The organism is Vallitalea pronyensis, assembly GCF_018141445.1.
GTDB lineage: Bacteria > Bacillota > Clostridia > Lachnospirales > Vallitaleaceae > Vallitalea > Vallitalea pronyensis.
In genome coordinates this window covers 4,488,791-4,508,162 of the sequence record NZ_CP058649.1, presented here as the reverse complement: position 1 = coordinate 4,508,162, position 19,372 = coordinate 4,488,791, and the positions used below count along the sequence as shown (strand labels likewise).

Here is a 19,372-nt window from a genome sequence, read left to right as displayed (position 1 = left end):
AATAAAATTTAAATATGAAAGGTTGTGCAAAGTATGTTTTGTTATCAATGTCAAGAAGCTGCAAAAGGAACAGGTTGTACAGTAGCAGGTGTGTGTGGTAAGAATGAAGAAGTTTCTAACTTGCAAGATTTACTCATTTATACCATTAAAGGACTTTCAATATTAGCTAATAAGGGAAGAGACAAAGGTGTGGATCTTGACCCGGTGGATCATTTCATCATGAATGGTTTATTTATGACAATCACCAATGCTAACTTTGATGACCAAGCTATTAAAGCTGCAATTAAAGAAGGCTTAGTACTTAGAAAAACTCTAAAGGAAGCATTAGAGGCTAAAGGGGTAGCTCTTACGGACCTTCATGACTGTGCTACATGGTATGCTGAATCTGATGCTGCATTAGAAGCCAAAGCTGATAGTGTGGTTGTTGGCGTTCTTGCAACAGAAAATGAAGATGTACGTTCATTAAGAGAATTAATCACTTACGGTGTAAAAGGTATGGCAGCTTATGCCCATCATGCACTTAATCTTGGTAAAGAAGATAAAGAAATCTATGCGTTTACAACAAAAGCATTGGCAGCAACAGTTGACAACACCTTAAGTGCTGACGATCTTGTAGCCCTTACATTAGAAACTGGTAAATATGGTGTTAATACAATGGCTCTATTAGATGCAGCGAATACAGGTGCATATGGTAACCCAGAGATTACTGAAGTAAATCTAGGTGTTCGAAATAACCCAGCGATTTTAATCTCAGGTCATGACCTAAGCGATCTTAAGCAGTTATTAGAGCAAACAAAAGGCACAGGGGTAGACGTTTATACACATAGTGAAATGCTTCCAGCACATTACTATCCTGAATTTAAAAAATACGATAATTTTGTTGGTAACTACGGTAGTGCTTGGTGGAAACAAAAAGAGGAATTTGCTTCCTTTAATGGACCAGTTCTCTTTACAACAAACTGTATCGTACCACCAAAAGGTGAGCAACTTGAAAAAATCTATACTACGGGTGCTTCTGGATACCCAGGCTGTACACACATTGAAGCAGACGAAAATGGTAACAAGGATTTCTCAGCAATTATCGAGCATGCTAAGCGTTTAGCTCCTCCTACAGAGATTGAAACAGGTTCAATCGTTGGTGGTTTTGCACATGCACAAGTGTTTGCTCTTGCTGATAAAGTGGTAGACGCTGTTAAGACTGGCGCAATCAAGAAATTCTTTGTTATGGCTGGTTGTGATGGAAGAATGAAATCAAGAGATTACTACACAGATTTTGCTAACGCACTACCTAAAGATACTGTGATTCTTACAGCAGGTTGCGCAAAATACAAGTACAACAAATTACCACTTGGCGATATCGGTGGCATTCCTCGTGTACTTGATGCAGGACAATGTAATGACTCTTACTCATTAGCTGTTATTGCACTTAAATTAAAAGAAGTATTTGAGCTTAATGACATTAACGAATTACCAATAGCATACAACATTGCATGGTATGAGCAAAAAGCAGTTATCGTGTTACTTGCTTTACTTCACTTAGGTGTGAAAAACATTCACTTAGGACCAACACTTCCTGCTTTCCTATCACCAAATGTAGCGAACGTGTTAGTTGAAACATTTGGTATCGGTGGCATCACCAATGTAGATGATGATATGAAAATGTTTTTACAATAGTCAATCAATCATAAATATAAAAAGGCACCTTATCTAGTCAGCTAGAGAGGTGCCTTTTCATTTTAAAATGGGATGCTATGTTGAAATAAGCTTTAGCTCACCTTGAAACCGCCACTATATTGTGTTACATTATACCCATATATGGTTAATCATTTAGCAGATAGGGAGTGGCACAATGGTTCTTAATCAAGAGTTGGCGCAAAAACTGGTGGACCAGATTATGGATAATCTTGGTTATAACATTAACATCATGAATGACTTAGGTGTCATTATAGCAAGTGGCAGTAAAGAACGCATTGGTAAATATCATAAGATTGCAGAAGAAGTGATTAAGAAAAAGTGCCGTATTGATATTGACGAAGAAGATGAAGCAAAATATGAAGGGGTGAAACAAGGTATTAACATGCCCTTCTATTATCAACATGCTATTGCTGGTGTAATTGGTATAACGGGTTCTCCAAAAGAATTGGAGAATACAGCTGAATTAGTACGTATGTCTACGGAGTTGATGCTTGAACAGCAGGCACTAAAAGAAAGAATCTACCATCATCAAAGCCAAAAGACTTTTTTTATCAATAGGCTCCTAGCCGTTCATTATGATTATGACTGGGAAACCACAAAAAATTGGGGGGCTAAATTAGGGTATAATCTGACTATTCCTCGGGTGGTGTGTTTGCTGTCCCTTAATAACCTTAACCATGTGGTTGAAACCAGTCCGCTTTTAACAAAAGAAAAAGTTAAAGAGCACATCATAAGCAGTATAAAGGCTACTGCAAGCCACAATAAACAAGACATATCCTCTTATATCAATGTGGATGAAATTATTATTTTTAAAACTTTTAAACAAGATGAAAACCATCTAAAAGAACACATTGAGGGGTATTTTATAGAAATCCAAAAAGCATTAGAAGGATTACATGTTGAATGGTCTGTTTCTGTAGGAAATTATCATCCGTCACAGCATGGTTATGCAGAGAGTTACCGTGAAGCTAAGCTTTTGTTGAATAACGCCAAACAAAAGGGAAAGCAGATTATCTTTGCCAAAGACCATATATTTGAGTTATTATTTGCCAGTGTCCATAAAGGTTTACTTGATACGTACCTAAAACCTCTAGCGGAGAAGATCCTTGATTCACAGCATATGTTTGAAACCATTGAAGCACTCATTGAGAATAACATGAGCCTTGTCCATGCGGCAAAAGCTTTATACATTCATCGCAACACCATGATTTTTCGTATGAATAAGCTAAAGGAATATCTTAATCTTAACCCCATTCATAATGAAAAGGACAGAATGCTATTACACGTGATCTATCTGTATATTAAACACTATAAAAGTTGATGATACACGCAAAAAGACAATATATGTTGAGTAACCATTAGAAAGTTGTACCTTGGGTACAATTTTTTTCTGTATTTTTATCTGGTATGTATGAAGCATAACAGATGCTTTTGTACTATAATAAAGTTAAATGGTTAGTAAAATTAAACGAACAGTTCATAAAAAAATGTATTTTTTTAGTCATTACATACAATGAAAGAAGGTGGTTGAACCAATGAACATATTTGTAGCACCAGATTCCTTTAAGGGAAGTGTATCAGCAATTCGATACTGTGAAATTGCTAAGAAGGCCATTTTAAATATATACCCTGAAGCCACTATTGTGACCTGTCCTTTAGCTGATGGTGGAGAGGGAACCGTCGAAGCACTTGTACACAATACCCAAGGCACCATTGAACATACCAACGTGACAGGACCATTAGGTGAAACAGTAGATGCCAAGTACGGTATTTTAGGCGATAACATCACAGCTGTTATTGAGATGGCAAGTGCCTCAGGGTTACCATTGGTTCCAGATAATCAACGAAACCCATTGTATACGACCACCTACGGTACAGGAGAACTGATAAAAGCAGTTCTTGATAAAGGTTGTACCAAGATTATACTTGGTATTGGAGGTAGTGCTACCAATGATGGTGGTGCTGGTATGTTAGAGGCGTTAGGATTTCGCTTACTGGATAAACATGGCACAGTTATAGGCCGCGGAGCCATTGGGTTAAAAGATTTGCATACCATTGATATGAGTGCCTGTGACGCACGTTTACAGAATGTAGAATTTCTAGTGGCTTGTGATGTGAATAATCCCTTATGTGGTAAACAAGGCGCCAGCTATATTTATGGCCCTCAAAAAGGTGCTTTACAGGAAGACTTACCACGACTTGACAGCTATCTAGAACACTATGCTCAGATGATTCAATCAGAGCTAGGAAAAGATGTTAAGGATGTGCCAGGAGCAGGCGCAGCAGGTGGGTTAGGTGCAGGTTTATTAGCTTTTATGGATGCCAGCTTACAACCGGGATTTGATATCATTAGAGACAGCATTAGCTTGGATCAATATTTCCATGATTATGATTTCGATTTAGTTATCACAGGTGAAGGTGAAATCAATTATCAAACCGTACATGGCAAGTTACCTGTTGGTGTAGCTACTGTTGCCAAGAAATATCATGTTCCTGTTATTGGTGTGGTTGGTTCCATTGGAAAAGATGCTCATCTGGTCTATGAAAAAGGCATTGATACACTGTTTTCCATCGTGGACGGACCAAGAGATTTAACATATGCCATGGAGCATGGGGAAGAACTACTGTATCAAACCATAGAACGTGTCATGCGGTTATTGGCTAGCATGCACAAGTAAAGTGTATAGCACAGATTAAAGTGTTCATAAAGGCGTGTATTTCTTCGTGCATATTCATACAAAACATATACGCTATTATGATAGATATAAGTTGAATGATCGACGACATGGTACCCTGTTATCTCTAGCCATTCAACTTATAAAATCAAGGTAATATGTTGGATGTTAGAAATAAACATATTGGCCCATCATTCAGCATATTGTATATTATTATTTCATCTATAGGGAGGGTTTTACATGGTTGAAGGTCCAATGTTAATTGTTATTTTGGTATTAGGTATCGCTTTTATTGTGTTAGCAACATCTAAGTTTAAGATTCACCCTTTTATTGTATTACTTATTACATCATATGGTATTGCATTGGCAGCAGGTATGCCTCTATTGGAGATAGGGGATACCATTAAGACAGGTTTTGGAGGTATCTTAAGGTATATAGGTATCGTCATTATTCTAGGTACCATCATTGGTACAATTCTAGAAAAATCAGGTGCAGCCATTAAAATGGCAGATACTGTTCTAAAAGTGGTCGGTCAAAAACGACCAGGCCTTGCCATGAGTATTATTGGCTACATTGTATCTATTCCTGTATTTTGTGATTCTGGATTCGTCATTCTATCATCACTTAAAAGATCCTTAGCCAAAAGAACAAAAGCATCATCCGTTATGATGACAGTGGCACTAGCAACAGGCTTATATGCTACCCATACCTTTGTACCACCCACACCAGGTCCTATTGCTGCTGCTGGTAATTTAGGTCTTGAAAATAAACTGGGATTGGTTATTTTAATTGGTATTGCAGTAGCATTGGTGGGTATGTTTGCAGGATACTTCTGGGCAAAAATTGCAGGTAAGAAGTATACGTCCACAGAAGATCAAGAGCCATTAGAAATGTCTTATGACGAGGTAAAAGAAAAGTATGGTGTCTTACCAAGTGCTTGGAAGGCATTTGCTCCTATTCTTGTACCGATTTTACTCATTACGTTTGGTACAATTGCCAATATGCCCTCACTGCCACTAGGTGATGGCGGTTTATATACAGCGGTTTCATTTTTAGGTAAACCCATTAATGCTCTTGTTATTGGATTCTTATTCTCCTTATTGTTATTGCCTAAGTTAAATGAAGAAACATTAACAGGCTGGATTGGTGATGGTTTAAAAGGTGCAGCTGTGATTATCATGGTAACAGGTGCAGGTGGTGCACTGGGAACGGTGCTTAAAACCACGCAGATAGGTGATTACTTAGGTGCTACTTTAGCCGAATATAACCTGGGTATATTCCTGCCATTTATCATTGCGGCAGCATTCAAAACAGCTCAAGGCTCATCAACAGTTGCTCTTGTAACCACATCTGCTCTTGTGGCCCCACTGCTAACATCCCTTGGGTTGGATTCTACCATGGGAAGTGTCTTAACAGTAATGGCCATTGGTGCTGGAGCCATGACCGTATCCCATGCCAATGACAGCTTCTTCTGGGTAGTAACGAATTTCAGCGGAATGGATGTATCCACAGGTTACAAGTCCCATACCATGGCTACCTTGATACAGGGCTTAGTCACCTTTGCATTTGTAGTTTTACTATCATTTATTTTGCTATAGTGCTTAGGGCGGATAGATTAATATCATAAACTATATAATAATAAGAGGTATAAACGTTGGCTTGAGCATCGTATGCTTAACCATTAAGGTTTATACCTTTTTATATGTTCAAGAGATGTCAATAAAAGGAGATTTACTAAGAAAGTTCTTCGAAAAAGACGATATAATCTGGTATAATACATAAGACTATGGCATAATAAAACCATAACATGGATAAGGAGTATGAGCAATGGAACCCTATTATGAATATACTTTCAAAGCCCATGATTATCCCATCAAAGTATGGCAAGGGCAGATGTTTGGTTTTCCTCCTCATTGGCATGAGGAAATTGAAATCTTGTTAGTCGCTGAAGGACAAGGTGATGTTTACATTAGAAATGATCGTTATACTCTCCAAACAGGTGACATGATGATTATTGGACGAAAAGAGATTCACCGTTATGTGGAATGTGCGCATTTTCATCATATACTCATGAAATTTCATATGAATTTATTAGAGAGCTTACATTATGATACCCATGATTACCAACAATTAATGATGTTATTCAGTCATAGCCTCATTATCAATGACCAGTATAATCAGGATTTTAGACAGAAGCTCAAACGTATCTTAGCCACCTTATTAATGGAATATGAGCAAATGAAAAAAGGTTACAAATATGCCATCTTAAGCAGTATGTATCAACTGATGACATGTCTGTTAAGGGAAGAGCAATTGCAACTGTCCATGGAACAAGTTCATAAGAAATATCAACCCCACCCGGTTATTGAATACGTGATCCATCATGTTGAAAAGCATTACCATGAGGCACTGTCCCTTGAAGAAATCATTCAGTTGGTCCATCTGAGTAAGAATTATTTTACCAGACTATTTAAAAAGTATACAGGTATGACCTTTAAACACTTCGTCACCATGATACGCTTACAAAGGGCTAGAGAATGCCTTTCAGAAACAGATGATACCGTTGTTGATATTGCATATCTTACAGGGTTTAACAGTGTTAAGACATTTAATCGTGTGTTTCATACCTATATGGGATGTTCCCCTTCTATATATCGAAAGCGTATAAATGAGAAGGATAGTGTTATAAATGAGAAGAGTAAAGAATAAATCTCTGTTATAGTAGATTTTGAAGAGAGCAAAATCTAGTATGATGGAGGTTTTTTTATGAGGAAAGCGTTAATATTTCAAGGGGGATGGGATGGTCATGAACCCCTACAGGTTGCCCAGCATTTTCAATCAGTACTTGAAAAAGAAGGTTTTCAAGTTGTAGTGAGTGATACGTTAGATTGCCTAAAAGACAAAGAAGGACTATTGGCATATGATTTATTGGTTCCTGTATGGACCATGGGTGAAATCGAAGATGGTTTCGTGAACAATGTATCAGAAGCTGTTGCACAAGGTGTTGGCCTTGCAGGCTGTCATGGAGGCATGTGCGATGCTTTTAGACAAAGTGTATTATGGCAGTTTATGACAGGAGGCAACTGGGTGAGTCATCCTGGTGGTGATGGTGTAACCTATACCGTTAACATCATGCCTTCTTCCAGTTCTCTTGTGGAGGATATAGAAGATTTTAAAGTAACATCTGAGCAGTATTATTTGCATGTAGACCCAGCTGTTCAAGTATTAGCAACCACAGATTTTCCCATAGCAGAAGGCCATCACACCACCAACGGTGTTGTTCGCATGCCTGTAGCTTGGACAAAAAGATGGGGACAGGGAAGAGTGTATTACAATTCTCTAGGCCATCATGCAGAAACAGTGGAGATAGATGAAGTATCTGAAATGATGCGCAGAGGATTCTTATGGGCGGCAGCAGGTAAATCAAAGGCTGTAAGTAAAGAAGCTGATAATAAGGAGGGATAGCATGAAGAAGGTAAAAGTAGGTATTATTGGTTGTGGCAATATCAGCGACATCTATCTAAAGAACACAACAGGTGTATTTGATATTTTGGATGTAGTTGGCTGTGCTGATTTAGATATGGATAAAGCACAATCACAAGGGGATAAATACAAGGTAAAAGCTATGACAGTAGATGAGATGTTAGCAGATGAAACCATTGATATGATTCTGAACCTAACCACACCACAGGCACATAAAATTGTAGCAGAACAAGCCCTTAAAGCAGGCAAACATGTGTATAACGAAAAACCATTGGTATTGTCAAGAGAAGATGGTCAATATTTATTGGATTTAGCAAAGTCAAAAGGCTTAAAAGTTGGCTGTGCGCCTGATACCTTTCTAGGAGCTGGTATTCAGACTTGTAGAAGACTCATAGATGATGGTGTCATCGGTGAACCCATTGCAGCCACTGCTTTTATGGTATGTCACGGTCATGAAAGCTGGCATCCAGCACCTGAATTTTATTATAAAGCTGGAGGCGGACCCATGTTTGACATGGGACCTTATTACATAACAGCCTTGGTTAACCTTATGGGACCTGTTAAGCAAGTCACAGGTTATACAAGAAAGACTTTTGCAGAACGTACCATCACAAGTGAGCCTAAAAACGGCACCAAGATAGAAGTTGAAGTGCCTACACATGTTGCTGGTATGATAGCTTTTGAAAATGGGGCAATCGGCACGATTATCACAAGTTTTGATGTATGGGGAGCTCAATTACCTCGCATCGAAATATATGGTACAAAAGGCAGCTTAAGTGTGCCCGATCCTAATGGTTTTGGTGGAACAGTTCAATTGAAGTTACCATCAGATAAAGAATGGAAAGAAGTGCCACTTACCCATGATTATGCAGATAACAGTAGAGGATTAGGCCTTGCTGATATGGCAAGTGCGATTATTGAGAAGAGAGAGCCTAAAGCAAGTGGAGCATTAGCTTACCACGTATTAGATATTATGCATGGCTTCCATGATGCATCTAATGCAGAAAAACATGTGACATTAGAAAGTACATGTGAACAACCAAAAGCATTACCAGCATGTGAATAAATGTCAAAGATAATCATATAAGCGTCAAATAAGCGTCAAAAAAAAAGAAGGTCTTGATACCTTCTTTTTTAAATTTCATTTATAGTTTAACTACATTCTCTGCTTGAGGGCCTCTTGTTCCTTCGGTAACCTCAAATTCAACTTTTTGACCTTCTTCTAGAGTTTTAAATCCATCTCCTTGAATAGCAGAAAAATGTACAAATACATCTTCTTCCCCTTCAACACAAATGAATCCAAATCCTTTTTCATTATTAAACCATTTTACTACACCAGTTTTCATTAAAAATCCTCCGAAAATTAATATTTTGTACGGCAAAGTATAACCTTACTCATATAGGCTATCATAGGAGACGATAAATGTCAAATTTTATTGCAAAAAGATTAGCAACTTCGTTTAATAAAAACATTTTATTGTCTACGCCTTGAATTATCTAACTAATTGGCATGGATTTTGCATACCTTTTGGGCGATACGCCGAATTTTTTCTTAAAGGCTCTTACAAAACTGGAATAATCACCAAAACCACACCGATCACAAACTTCTGATAACATGACACCTTCTCGAACCAGTGAAGAAGCACGAATGAGTCGCTTTTCCAAAATATAACGATGAATAGGATAGCCGATTTGTTCTTTAAAAAGATGCATCAGGTAGTACTTGTTTAAATAGACCGTATCGGCTAACTGATCAATACGAAGGGGTTCGTCCAAGTGGTGGTTAATATAGTGAATAAGGGTTTCAATCCGTTCATCATAGGTCACATCAGCAATGGGAGCATCAGCACCTAAGTAATAGCGATTAAGCCAAACAATGAGTTGAAGAAACAGGCATTTATTCATGGTATAGTGACCAAAAGCTTGATCAGATAGGGCATCTTTTAATGCATACAAGCGGTGCTTAGTGGCATGAAGGTCCGTTTCATATAACCTTAAAATATTCTTCTTCTGACTGGCTATGTGAAAACAGGATAAAAGGTTATTGTCTTCTTCCTTATCTTGCTGTAAAAAGGCATCATTTACCCATAATACCATACGTTCATAAGGTTCATGAGGATCGATAATGGGCATATGTATTTGATTTTTGGCTACAAGAAGTATATCCCAAGGTTTAAGCTTATAATACTTACCCTCGATTAAGTAAGTAACTTGACCGCTAAGAAAGAAAACAATCTTATGGAAAGTGTGATAATGGAGTGAAAAAGCATCTTTATTTTGGTCTTTTAAATGAAACAAACGAAAGTCTTCTTTTAGATAACCCCGTTGGCTATAGTCATTGCCTAGTCTATCCATTTTTTCGATTCCTTTCTTAATATTAAGGGCTTATATGGTAACCAAATATCAGCGAACATGCCTCATAAGTTTATGGTTATTTACATATCCATATAACTATTTTATCACCAGAATAGCAGTTATTGCAAGAAAATAGACAGATAATGCAATATTAGTTGTAAAAAATAATGCTATACTAGAGGTAATTAAAGCTGTACAGAGGAAAGTTTACTGTGAAGCATATCAATAATAGGGGGAATATCATGAAATTAAGTACATTAATGGAAGGCTTAACCTATGAAATCATACAAGGTGATGTCCATACAGATGTAAAACAATTATGCTGGGATTCAAGAAGAGTTAAGGAGGGGGCATTGTTTATTGCAGTACGTAATAAGCATGTTAACCGCCATGATTTTATCATGGATGCTGTCAGAGAAGGAGCTACATCCATTATACTTGAAGATGATATGTATGAAGTACCAAAAGAAGTTACCGTGCTAAGAGTAGATCATACACGAAAAACCATGGCTATATTGGCCAATCGGTTTTACCATGAACCATCCAAAAAGCTTAAACTTATTGGTATAACAGGTACCAATGGTAAAACCAGTACCTCATTTCTAATTGATGGCATCATGGATCATATTGGAAAACGGTCAGGACTTATTGGTACCATTAAAAACACCGTTGGACCGAAGCGTCTTAAGACAGTTAAGATTAACCCGACCACACCTGATGCACTCGAACTGCAGAGTTCCTTTGCCGAGATGGTGGAAAAAGGGGTAGAATATGCGGTCATGGAAGTTACATCTACGGCTTTGGAAAGAGATAGAGTCATAGGTTGTGATTTTAATATTGGTGTGTTTACCAATCTATCAAGAGATCATCTGGATGAACACGGTACCATGGAAGCTTATCAAGCTGCAAAAGCTAAATTATTTAGCATGTGTAAGAAAGCTGTTATCAACATAGATGACCCTGTTGGCGAAGCATTTGCAAGTAGGGCACAGTGTCCTGTCATCACATTCGGTATTATGCGGCATGCTGATTTTACAGCAAAAGATATTCAGTATACCTCCCGTGGAAGCGTGTTTACGTTAGTTCATAATGATACAGAAAGTAAAGTGACATTAAGTATACCGGGTGAATTTACCATTTATAATGCCTTAGCAGCTATTGCCTCTTGTTATGCATTAGGCTTAGAACTGGATGAAATTATTGGAGGCATTGGTCAAGTGATGTTTATACCTGGGCGATTTGAAAGAATACCCAATCTAAAGGATATCTTTACCATCGTAGATTATGCCCATTCCCCAGATAGTTTAGAGCAGCTTTTACAATCTGCTAAGAAATTATCGTCAGGGAAGATATATGTGGTATTTGGTTGTGGGGGAAACCGAGATAAATCGAAGCGGCCCATTATGGGCAAGATTGCCGGTATGTATGCAGATCATTGTATTCTTACATCGGATAATCCAAGGGACGAAGACCCAGTAGAGATCATACGTGATATCGAAGTAGGTATCATGGGAGCAAGATGTACTTATGAAAAGATAGAAGACCGTAAAAAAGCTATTTTTCAAGCCTTATCAAAAGCATCAAAAGGCGATATCGTTATCGTGGCAGGTAAGGGGCATGAAAATTACCAAATAAGAAAAGGATTGTCCATTTATTTTAATGACGCAGAAGTGATTGAAGATTATTTTATGATGGAGACAGATTCCGTGTCTGTACTCAAATAAAATCAAGTATATAACTAAAAATGAGGTGGAATGATGAAAATTGTTGTTCTAGCAGGTGGACTAAGTCACGAACGAGATGTGTCCCTTAGTTCAGGCAGTCTTATTGCGAATGCTCTTAGGGAAGCCGGTCATCGCGTCTTATTACTGGATGTTTATGAAGGTATTTCCTTAAAGGACATTAATCTAGAACATTTATTTAAGGATAAGAGCCATGTTCCCTATGTATATAACGTGCCTGAGACAGCTCCGGATTTACATGCAATAAAAAATAATTGCAGCAATGGCGATTCTCTTATTGGACCTAATGTCATAAAAAACTGCCAAGCTGCGGATAAGGTTTTTATTGCTTTACATGGTTCAATAGGGGAGAATGGACAAATACAAGCAACTTTTGATGTGTTAGGTATTCCTTATACTGGAACAGGTTATATCGGGAGCCTTTTAGCCATGGACAAAGATATAAGTAAAAAACTCATGCGTGAAGGTAATATTCCCACACCCCATTGGGTTATGTTAGAAGATGGGATGACAGAGCAGCATGTGATTCAGACAATGGGTTTACCTTGTGTGGTTAAACCCTGTAGTAATGGTTCAAGTATAGGTATATCCATGGTCAGTACACAAGATGAACTGCAAAAAGCTATCGCAGATGCAAAAAAAATTGAATCCAAAGTCATGATTGAAAAGAAAATAGTTGGCAGAGAATTTTCAGTGGGTCTTCTAAAGGGAGAAGCCTTACCTGTTATTGAGATTATTCCTAAAACAGGTTTTTATGACTATAAAAACAAATATCAACCTAATATGGCGACTGAGATTTGTCCAGCTCGTATAACAACTGCAACAACGATAGGCATGCAAAAGCTTGCGCTAAACGTTCACACATGTTTACGTCTAGGCACTTACTCAAGAATTGATTTTATGTTAGATGAAAAGGGTGATATGTACTGTCTTGAAGCCAATACGCTTCCTGGTATGACACCCACCAGCCTCATCCCTCAAGAAGCATTAGCCATGGGTATTTCATATACCCAATTATGTAATGAAATTGTTTCGTAGATAGTGTGTCATGATGCATTAAATGACTAAAATAATGCGTAAAAAAGCCCCATCTTTATGAAAGATGGGGCTTGTAACCTTATTATAAGGAGCTTCTTAAGAATGTAGAGCCTATTAAATACTTGTCAACACACTGTGCCAGCTTACGTCCCTCTGCAATAGCATGAACCACAAGGGATTGACCTCGTCGCATATCGCCAGCAGTGAAGATACCTTCAATATTGGTCATGTAGCAGTTATCAGAAGATACGTTACCACGATTGTCATAAGCAACACCTAAGTCATCTAACATACCTTTATGTTCAGGATGCAAGAAGCCCATTGCAAATAGGACAAGGTCTGCTTCTAATTGAAATTCACTTCCTGGAATTTCTTTCATGGATTTTCTACCATTAGCATCTGTTGACCATTCTAATTTAATGCAATTAATTTTCGTCACCTTACCGTGTTCGCCTTCAAAGGATTTTGTGGCGATACTGTAATTTCTGATGTCTTTACCAAACTTAGCATAAGCTTCTTTATGGGAAGAAGATGTTCTAAGAATCATAGGGTATACAGGCCACGGTTGGCTTTCTGTCCGTTCTATGGGTGGTGCATCTAATAATTCCAGTTGAATGACATCCACAGCGCCTTGGCGAATAGATGTACCCACACAGTCTGAACCTGTATCGCCGCCACCGATAACAACAACCTTTTTATCTTTTGCTGAGATAACTTGAGTAGAAGGAATTTCTTTACCTGCATTTAATTTATTTGCCTGTGGCAAGAAGTCCATCGCAAAATGTATACCATCTAGGTTTCTTCCAGATACATCCAGATCTCTTGGGGTGGTTGAACCACCAGTGAGGCAAATCACATCAAAGGTCTCTTTTAGCTCATCAACGGATACATCAACGCCTACATTGGTGTTGGTTAGGAAGGTAACACCTTCTTCTTCCATTTGCTCTACACGACGGTCAATGTACATCTGTGGTAATTTGTAATCGGGTATACCATAGCGTAGGCAGCCGCCTACAGCATCTTCACGTTCATATACCGTTACACTATGACCAACGCGTGCCAATTGCTGAGCTGCTGCAAGACCAGATGGTCCTGAACCAACAATGGCTACTTTTCTACCAGATAATACAGCTGGTGGTTGAGGTTTCACAATACCTTTTTCCCATCCCCGCTCAATAATGGCAAGCTCCACTTGTTTACAGGTAATAGGGTCATTATGAATACCAAGGACACATGATGCTTCACAGAGTGCTGGACAGATTTTACCAGTGAACTCAGGGAAGTTGTTGGTGGAGTGTAGAACCTCAAGGGCTTTATCCCATTGATCATGGTAAACAAGATCGTTATAATCGGGGATAATATTGCCAAGAGGGCAGTTATAGCTGCAAAAGGGTACACCACAATCCATGCAACGAGAAGCCTGGGTTTTAATCTCTTCATCTTCCAATGGAATATAGATATCGTCAAAGTCTTTAATACGTTTAAGCTCGGGTTTATAGCTACCTACTTTACGAGGATATTTCTTGAATCCTGTTGGGTTTCCCATACTAGCACACCTCCTTAGCTTTCTTTTTAAGCAATACTTCTTTATAGGCAGGAGAAATAACTTTTACAAATTTCTCCTTGTAATCTTCAAAGCGCTCAAGAATAGCTTTTGCTTTTTTGCTGTTTGTATGAGCTACGTGTCTTTCCATCAGTTTCTGCACCATTTCGTAATCATCATCTTGTAGAGATTCCGTAACAACTAATTGATAGTTACATCGATTTTCTTCGAAATCTCCAGCTTCATCAAGAACATAAGCAATACCACCACTCATACCTGCTGCAAAGTTACGTCCTGTTGGTCCAAGGATAAGGGCTAAACCACCTGTCATGTATTCACAGCCATGGTCACCAACACCTTCAACAACAGCAGTTGCACCAGAGTTACGTACGGCAAAACGCTCACCGGCAATACCATTAATATAGACTTGGCCTTCTGTAGCGCCGTACAACAAGGTGTTACCAACAATGATGTTTTTATCTGCCTCAAATGTAGCAGCCTTGTTAGGATAAACAATCAATTTACCACCAGATAAACCTTTTCCAAGATAATCATTGGCGTCACCTTCTAGTTCAAGGGTCATGCCAGATGTGGCAAAACATCCAAAGCTCTGACCAGCAGAACCATTGAATTTATAGTGAATGGTATCTTCTTCAAGTCCTTTTCCACCATATTTTTTAGCTACTTCACCTGCAAGCATGGTGCCTACTGTACGATGAATATTACGTATAGGGTACTCTTGATATACTTTTGCACCTGTTGCAATGGCTTCTTTAGCATCCTTAATTAACGTACGGTCGAAAATAGTTTCAAGACCATGTTCTTGGTCTTTGACACAGCGTGGACCAATTCGTGATGGTAGTTCAGGACGATAGAGAATCGCATTAAAATCAATTTGTTGTGCTTTTGGATGCATCCTAAGTGCATTAGGTTCTAACATGTCAACACGTCCCACCATATCACTAACGGTTTTAAAGCCCATCTCTGCCATGTACTCTCTAAGCTCCGTTGCTAAGAACGTGAAGAAGTTAATGAGATGCTCAGGCTTGCCTGTAAAATGTTTGCGAAGCTCAGGGTCCTGGGTAGCAACCCCTACTGGACATGTGTTCTTTTGACATTTTCTCATCATGATACATCCACTAACCACAAGTGCGGCTGTTGCAAATCCAAATTCCTCTGCGCCAAGTAGAGCGGCCACAGCCACGTCACGACCTGTTTTTAATTGACCATCTGTCTGAACCACGATACGGCTTCGAAGGTCATTCATCAATAAGGTCTGCTGCGTTTCAGCAAGACCAAGTTCCCATGGAAGACCCGCATACTTAATGGAACTAGCTGGCGATGCACCTGTACCGCCATCATGACCGGATACAAGGACAACATCAGCATGTGCTTTAGCTACACCAGCGGCAACGGTACCAACACCTACTTCTGAAACAAGCTTTACATTAATTCTTGCTTGTTCATTCACATTCTTAAGATCATAGATTAATTGAGCCAAATCCTCAATAGAATAGATATCATGATGTGGTGGAGGTGATATTAAGTCAATACCAGGTGTTGAGTGTCTTACTTTCGCAATGGCTTCTGTTACTTTATGACCAGGCAAGTGTCCACCTTCGCCGGGCTTAGCACCTTGTGCCATTTTAATTTGCAGCTCTTCTGCGTTAACAAGATATTCGGTAGTGACACCAAAACGTCCAGATGCGACCTGTTTAATGGCACTGTTTCTAGATGTGCCATCTGTACCTCTAACAAAACGAAGAGGGTCTTCACCGCCTTCACCAGAGTTGGATTTTCCACCTATTTGGTTCATGGCAATAGCTAAGGTCTCATGCACTTCCTTACTAAGAGAACCGAAGGACATAGCACCTGTAGCAAAACGCTTAACAATACTTTCTACGGATTCAACTTCTTCAAGCGGGATAGCACCCATGGTTTTAAAATCCAACAGACCACGGATGGTACATAGTTTCTTACTCTGATCGTTAACAAGCTGGGCATATTCTTTAAATAAATTATAATTACCAGTACGGCAGGATTGTTGTAATTTACTAATGGTATCTGGGTTGAATAAGTGAGCTTCAGATTCTGTTCTCCAGTGTAAATTACCTCCTTCAAGTAAGTTTCGATAAGGGTTTCTATAGGTATTGAATGCGTTACTATGTCGTACAATTACTTCTTCAGCAATGATATCAAGGCCTATACCTTCAATTCTTGATGGTGTTCCTGGGAAGTAACGGTCAATCACATCACCATGAATACCTACAGCTTCAAAAATCTGTGCACCATGGTAGCTTTGAAGCGTACCAATGCCCATTTTGGATAAAATTTTCAATAAACCGCTGCCAAGGGCTTTTATATAACGTTTGTAAGCTTCTTTCTCGGATAGTTCTTCTGTTACATAGAGTTTATGTGTCGTTAGATGCAAAATGGTATCAAATGCCACATAAGGGTTAATCGCCGTAGCACCATAACCAATAAGTAGTGCCATATGCATCACATCACGAGCATCACCAGCTTCAACGATGATATCTACCTTTGTACGAAGTTTTTGGCTAATTAAGTGATGATGCACACTGGCTGTTGCTAATAAACTAGGAATGGGTGCATTGTATTTATCAATATAACGGTCACTTAAGATGATAACATTATAGCCTTCTTCTATATTACGTATAACTCTTTCATTTAGTGAATCAAGAGCTTCTTCTAAACCTGTGCCGCCTTTGGAAGCTGAAAAAGTAATAGGTATCTTAACGGATCGAATGTCTTTGTGGTGAATATGACGAATCTTTTCGAAGCTGGCATTATCTAAAATAGGTTGATCAAGCTCGATGAAATTAATATTCTTTTTCGGTTTTAAATCACGAAGAATATTACCTTTATACCCAATAAATTGTTTTAAGGACATGACCAACTTTTCGCGAATGGGATCAATGGGTGGGTTCGTCACTTGAGCAAACAGTTGCTTAAAGTAATTGGTCAATAATTGTGGTTCATCGGATAATACGGCAAGGGGAGCATCATTACCCATAGAGCTGATAGCTTCTTTTCCTAAATCAACCATAGGTGCAAGAATGCGTTTTAACTCTTCTTCCGTATAACCAAATACTTTCTGTATACGTAATAGGCGATCATCACTTATGACAGCTGGATCATGTGGATGAGGTAAATCATCAATGGTTAATCTATTTTTACCAATCCATTCTTTATAAGGATGCTTGGAAGATAAACCAGATTTAATCTCTTCATCTGAGATAATACGTCCTTCTTTTGTATCAATTAGGAACATTTTACCTGGTTCAAGTCGTCCTTTTTTGAGGATTGATTGCGATTCAAATGGTAGAACACCTGTTTCAGATGCCATAACAACGATATCATCTTCTGTTACCAGGTAACGAGCAGGACGAAGTCCATTACGGTCAAGGGTTGCACCGATTTGAACACCATCTGTAAACGCAATACCAGCTGGACCATCCCATGGTTCCATGAGGCGTGCATGGTACTCGTAGAAAGCTTTTTTATCTTCATCCATCGTGGTGTGTTCTTGCCATGCCTCTGGTACTAACATGGAGATAGCGTGGGAAAGTGATTTTCCACTGGCTACTAATAATTCTAATGCATTGTCAAGGTTCATGGAGTCTGAACCACCAGGTGTAATAATAGGGAAGAGTTTCTTGATATCATCACCTAATAGGTCTGATTTCAGAATACCTTCTCTTGCATTCATCCAGTTGACATTACCACGAAGGGTATTGATCTCACCGTTGTGTGCTAAGAAGCGAAAGGGTTGAGACCTATCCCAAGATGGGAAAGTATTCGTACTGTAGCGTTGGTGAACAAGAGCTATAGCACTTACCATACTGCTGTCGGTAAGGTCTGGATAAAACTCTGGAATTTGTCTAGCCAGTAACTGTCCTTTGTAAACAATGGTTTTACTTGAAAGACTACATATGTAAAATGCTTCCGTGTAGTCATGACCTGCTTCACGTATCGCTTTTTCAACCAGCTTTCTTACAAGATACAGTTTGGTTTCAAAAGCTTCTGGTGATAAGTTACCACGTTCAATAAAGACTTGATGAACCATGGGGCGTGTACCACGAGCTGTTAATCCACAAGCTCGGTCATTAATGGGGACATTTCGCCATCCAATGAGCGTAAGTCCTTCATCTGCAAGATGTTTTTCAAAAACCCCTTCACAAAAATACCTTGCATTGGGCTCTTGTGGTAAGAATATCATACCAACACCGTATTCCTCCGGTTCTGGAAGTGAAAAATTCAATTTAGCCATTTCTTTCTTCAAAAATGCATGGGGGATTTGAATTAAAATACCCGCACCGTCACCAGAATCTGGGTCTGATCCTACGGCCCCACGATGTGTTAAGTTAACAAGTACTTCTAAACCTTGTTCTATAATGGCGTGGGATTTATTACCTTTCATATGAGCGATAAAACCAACCCCGCAGTTGTCTTTTTCAAATTGTGGATCATATAGACCTTGCTTCTTGGGTAAGCCATAAGTATTATGCATCATCACTGCCTCCTTTTTAGCTAAAACTTAATGTGCAAATCTATAGGTACAAGAGGGTTGCTTCATTCATTTAATCCTAAGAGCCTCTTGCTTATTAAAATAAAGTATAGCCTTCTATTAGTTTATTAAGAGTTAGTATACCATAAATTATTAGACAATTCAATACAATGAAGGAGAAAAAATAAAAGACTTCAAAGAAAATCTTTGGTGATATTGTACAAAAAATATCTCACTACCACTTTTTCAGGCATGGTTAGAGGGTTTCAATGGTATTTAATCAGCGAATTTACTGTAGATATGAAGAATAGT

13 protein-coding genes are annotated in these 19,372 nt (G+C 38.6%); 9 read left to right on the top strand and 4 right to left on the bottom strand.

The genetic code is table 11. The annotated features are described in order from the left end of the window. The first annotated feature begins 33 nt into the window (after positions 1-33). From hcp to HZI73_RS18650, 7 genes are all read left to right on the top strand, one after another. Positions 34-1,674 (top strand): hydroxylamine reductase, encoded by a 1,641-nt coding sequence (hcp, locus tag HZI73_RS18680; protein ID WP_212694881.1) that lies wholly within the window; start codon positions 34-36, stop codon positions 1,672-1,674. Between the two features lie 175 nt (positions 1,675-1,849). Then, entirely contained in the window at positions 1,850-3,016 is a 1,167-nt protein-coding gene (locus HZI73_RS18675; protein WP_212694880.1) for a CdaR family transcriptional regulator, read from the top strand. 214 nt (positions 3,017-3,230) lie between these two features. Next, entirely contained in the window at positions 3,231-4,373 is a 1,143-nt protein-coding gene (locus tag HZI73_RS18670; protein WP_212694879.1) for a glycerate kinase family protein, read from the top strand. Between the two features lie 237 nt (positions 4,374-4,610). Then, the gene (locus HZI73_RS18665) at positions 4,611-5,969 is read left to right on the top strand and encodes a GntP family permease (protein ID WP_212694878.1); all 1,359 of its coding nucleotides are present in this window, start codon (positions 4,611-4,613) and stop codon (positions 5,967-5,969) included. Positions 5,970-6,198: 229 nt separating this feature from the next. Further along, a complete protein-coding gene (locus tag HZI73_RS18660; protein WP_212694877.1) occupies positions 6,199-7,080 on the top strand; it encodes an AraC family transcriptional regulator in 882 nt (293 codons plus the stop codon). A gap of 57 nt (positions 7,081-7,137) precedes the next feature. Next, positions 7,138-7,836, top strand: coding sequence for a ThuA domain-containing protein (locus HZI73_RS18655; RefSeq protein ID WP_212694876.1), 699 nt, complete (start codon positions 7,138-7,140; stop codon positions 7,834-7,836). 1 nt (position 7,837) lies between these two features. Next, positions 7,838-8,920, top strand: coding sequence for a Gfo/Idh/MocA family protein (locus HZI73_RS18650; RefSeq protein ID WP_212694875.1), 1,083 nt, complete (start codon positions 7,838-7,840; stop codon positions 8,918-8,920). Between the two features lie 79 nt (positions 8,921-8,999). On the opposite strand, the gene HZI73_RS18645 is transcribed toward HZI73_RS18650, so the two are convergent. Continuing rightward, the gene (locus tag HZI73_RS18645) at positions 9,000-9,200 is read right to left on the bottom strand and encodes a cold-shock protein (RefSeq protein ID WP_212694874.1); all 201 of its coding nucleotides are present in this window, start codon (positions 9,198-9,200) and stop codon (positions 9,000-9,002) included. A 151-nt stretch (positions 9,201-9,351) separates the two neighbouring features. After that, on the bottom strand, positions 9,352-10,209 hold the full coding sequence (locus tag HZI73_RS18640) for an AraC family transcriptional regulator (protein ID WP_212694873.1): 858 nt from the start codon (positions 10,207-10,209) through the stop codon (positions 9,352-9,354). A gap of 242 nt (positions 10,210-10,451) precedes the next feature. Between HZI73_RS18640 and HZI73_RS18635 the strand changes: the two genes are divergently transcribed. Both HZI73_RS18635 and HZI73_RS18630 read left to right on the top strand, forming a co-directional pair. Then, positions 10,452-11,933 carry a UDP-N-acetylmuramoyl-L-alanyl-D-glutamate--2,6-diaminopimelate ligase gene (locus HZI73_RS18635; RefSeq protein ID WP_212694872.1) on the top strand — a complete coding sequence of 494 codons (1,482 nt, stop codon included), beginning with the start codon at positions 10,452-10,454 and terminating at the stop codon, positions 11,931-11,933. Positions 11,934-11,963: 30 nt separating this feature from the next. Further along, a complete protein-coding gene (locus HZI73_RS18630) occupies positions 11,964-12,989 on the top strand; it encodes a D-alanine--D-alanine ligase family protein (protein WP_330619588.1) in 1,026 nt (341 codons plus the stop codon). 82 nt (positions 12,990-13,071) lie between these two features. Here HZI73_RS18630 and HZI73_RS18625 read toward each other — a convergent pair whose 3' ends face one another. Both HZI73_RS18625 and gltB read right to left on the bottom strand, forming a co-directional pair. Beyond that, positions 13,072-14,535 (bottom strand): glutamate synthase subunit beta, encoded by a 1,464-nt coding sequence (locus HZI73_RS18625; RefSeq protein WP_212694871.1) that lies wholly within the window; start codon positions 14,533-14,535, stop codon positions 13,072-13,074. Position 14,536: 1 nt separating this feature from the next. Then, positions 14,537-19,066 (bottom strand): glutamate synthase large subunit, encoded by a 4,530-nt coding sequence (gene gltB, locus HZI73_RS18620; protein WP_330619587.1) that lies wholly within the window; start codon positions 19,064-19,066, stop codon positions 14,537-14,539. Between the last annotated feature and the right edge of the window lie 306 nt (positions 19,067-19,372).

What these genes read in the sequence shown, in the direction of transcription:
- hcp (WP_212694881.1), top strand. Translation starts at nt 34, where the DNA reads ATGTTTTGTTATCAATGTCAAGAAGCTGCAAAAGGAACAGGTTGTACA.
- HZI73_RS18675 (WP_212694880.1), top strand. Translation starts at nt 1,850, where the DNA reads ATGGTTCTTAATCAAGAGTTGGCGCAAAAACTGGTGGACCAGATTATG.
- HZI73_RS18670 (WP_212694879.1), top strand. Translation starts at nt 3,231, where the DNA reads ATGAACATATTTGTAGCACCAGATTCCTTTAAGGGAAGTGTATCAGCA.
- HZI73_RS18665 (WP_212694878.1), top strand. Translation starts at nt 4,611, where the DNA reads ATGGTTGAAGGTCCAATGTTAATTGTTATTTTGGTATTAGGTATCGCT.
- HZI73_RS18660 (WP_212694877.1), top strand. Translation starts at nt 6,199, where the DNA reads ATGGAACCCTATTATGAATATACTTTCAAAGCCCATGATTATCCCATC.
- HZI73_RS18655 (WP_212694876.1), top strand. Translation starts at nt 7,138, where the DNA reads ATGAGGAAAGCGTTAATATTTCAAGGGGGATGGGATGGTCATGAACCC.
- HZI73_RS18650 (WP_212694875.1), top strand. Translation starts at nt 7,838, where the DNA reads ATGAAGAAGGTAAAAGTAGGTATTATTGGTTGTGGCAATATCAGCGAC.
- HZI73_RS18645 (WP_212694874.1), bottom strand. Translation starts at nt 9,200, where the DNA reads ATGAAAACTGGTGTAGTAAAATGGTTTAATAATGAAAAAGGATTTGGA.
- HZI73_RS18640 (WP_212694873.1), bottom strand. Translation starts at nt 10,209, where the DNA reads ATGGATAGACTAGGCAATGACTATAGCCAACGGGGTTATCTAAAAGAA.
- HZI73_RS18635 (WP_212694872.1), top strand. Translation starts at nt 10,452, where the DNA reads ATGAAATTAAGTACATTAATGGAAGGCTTAACCTATGAAATCATACAA.
- HZI73_RS18630 (WP_330619588.1), top strand. Translation starts at nt 11,964, where the DNA reads ATGATGAAAATTGTTGTTCTAGCAGGTGGACTAAGTCACGAACGAGAT.
- HZI73_RS18625 (WP_212694871.1), bottom strand. Translation starts at nt 14,535, where the DNA reads ATGGGAAACCCAACAGGATTCAAGAAATATCCTCGTAAAGTAGGTAGC.
- gltB (WP_330619587.1), bottom strand. Translation starts at nt 19,066, where the DNA reads ATGATGCATAATACTTATGGCTTACCCAAGAAGCAAGGTCTATATGAT.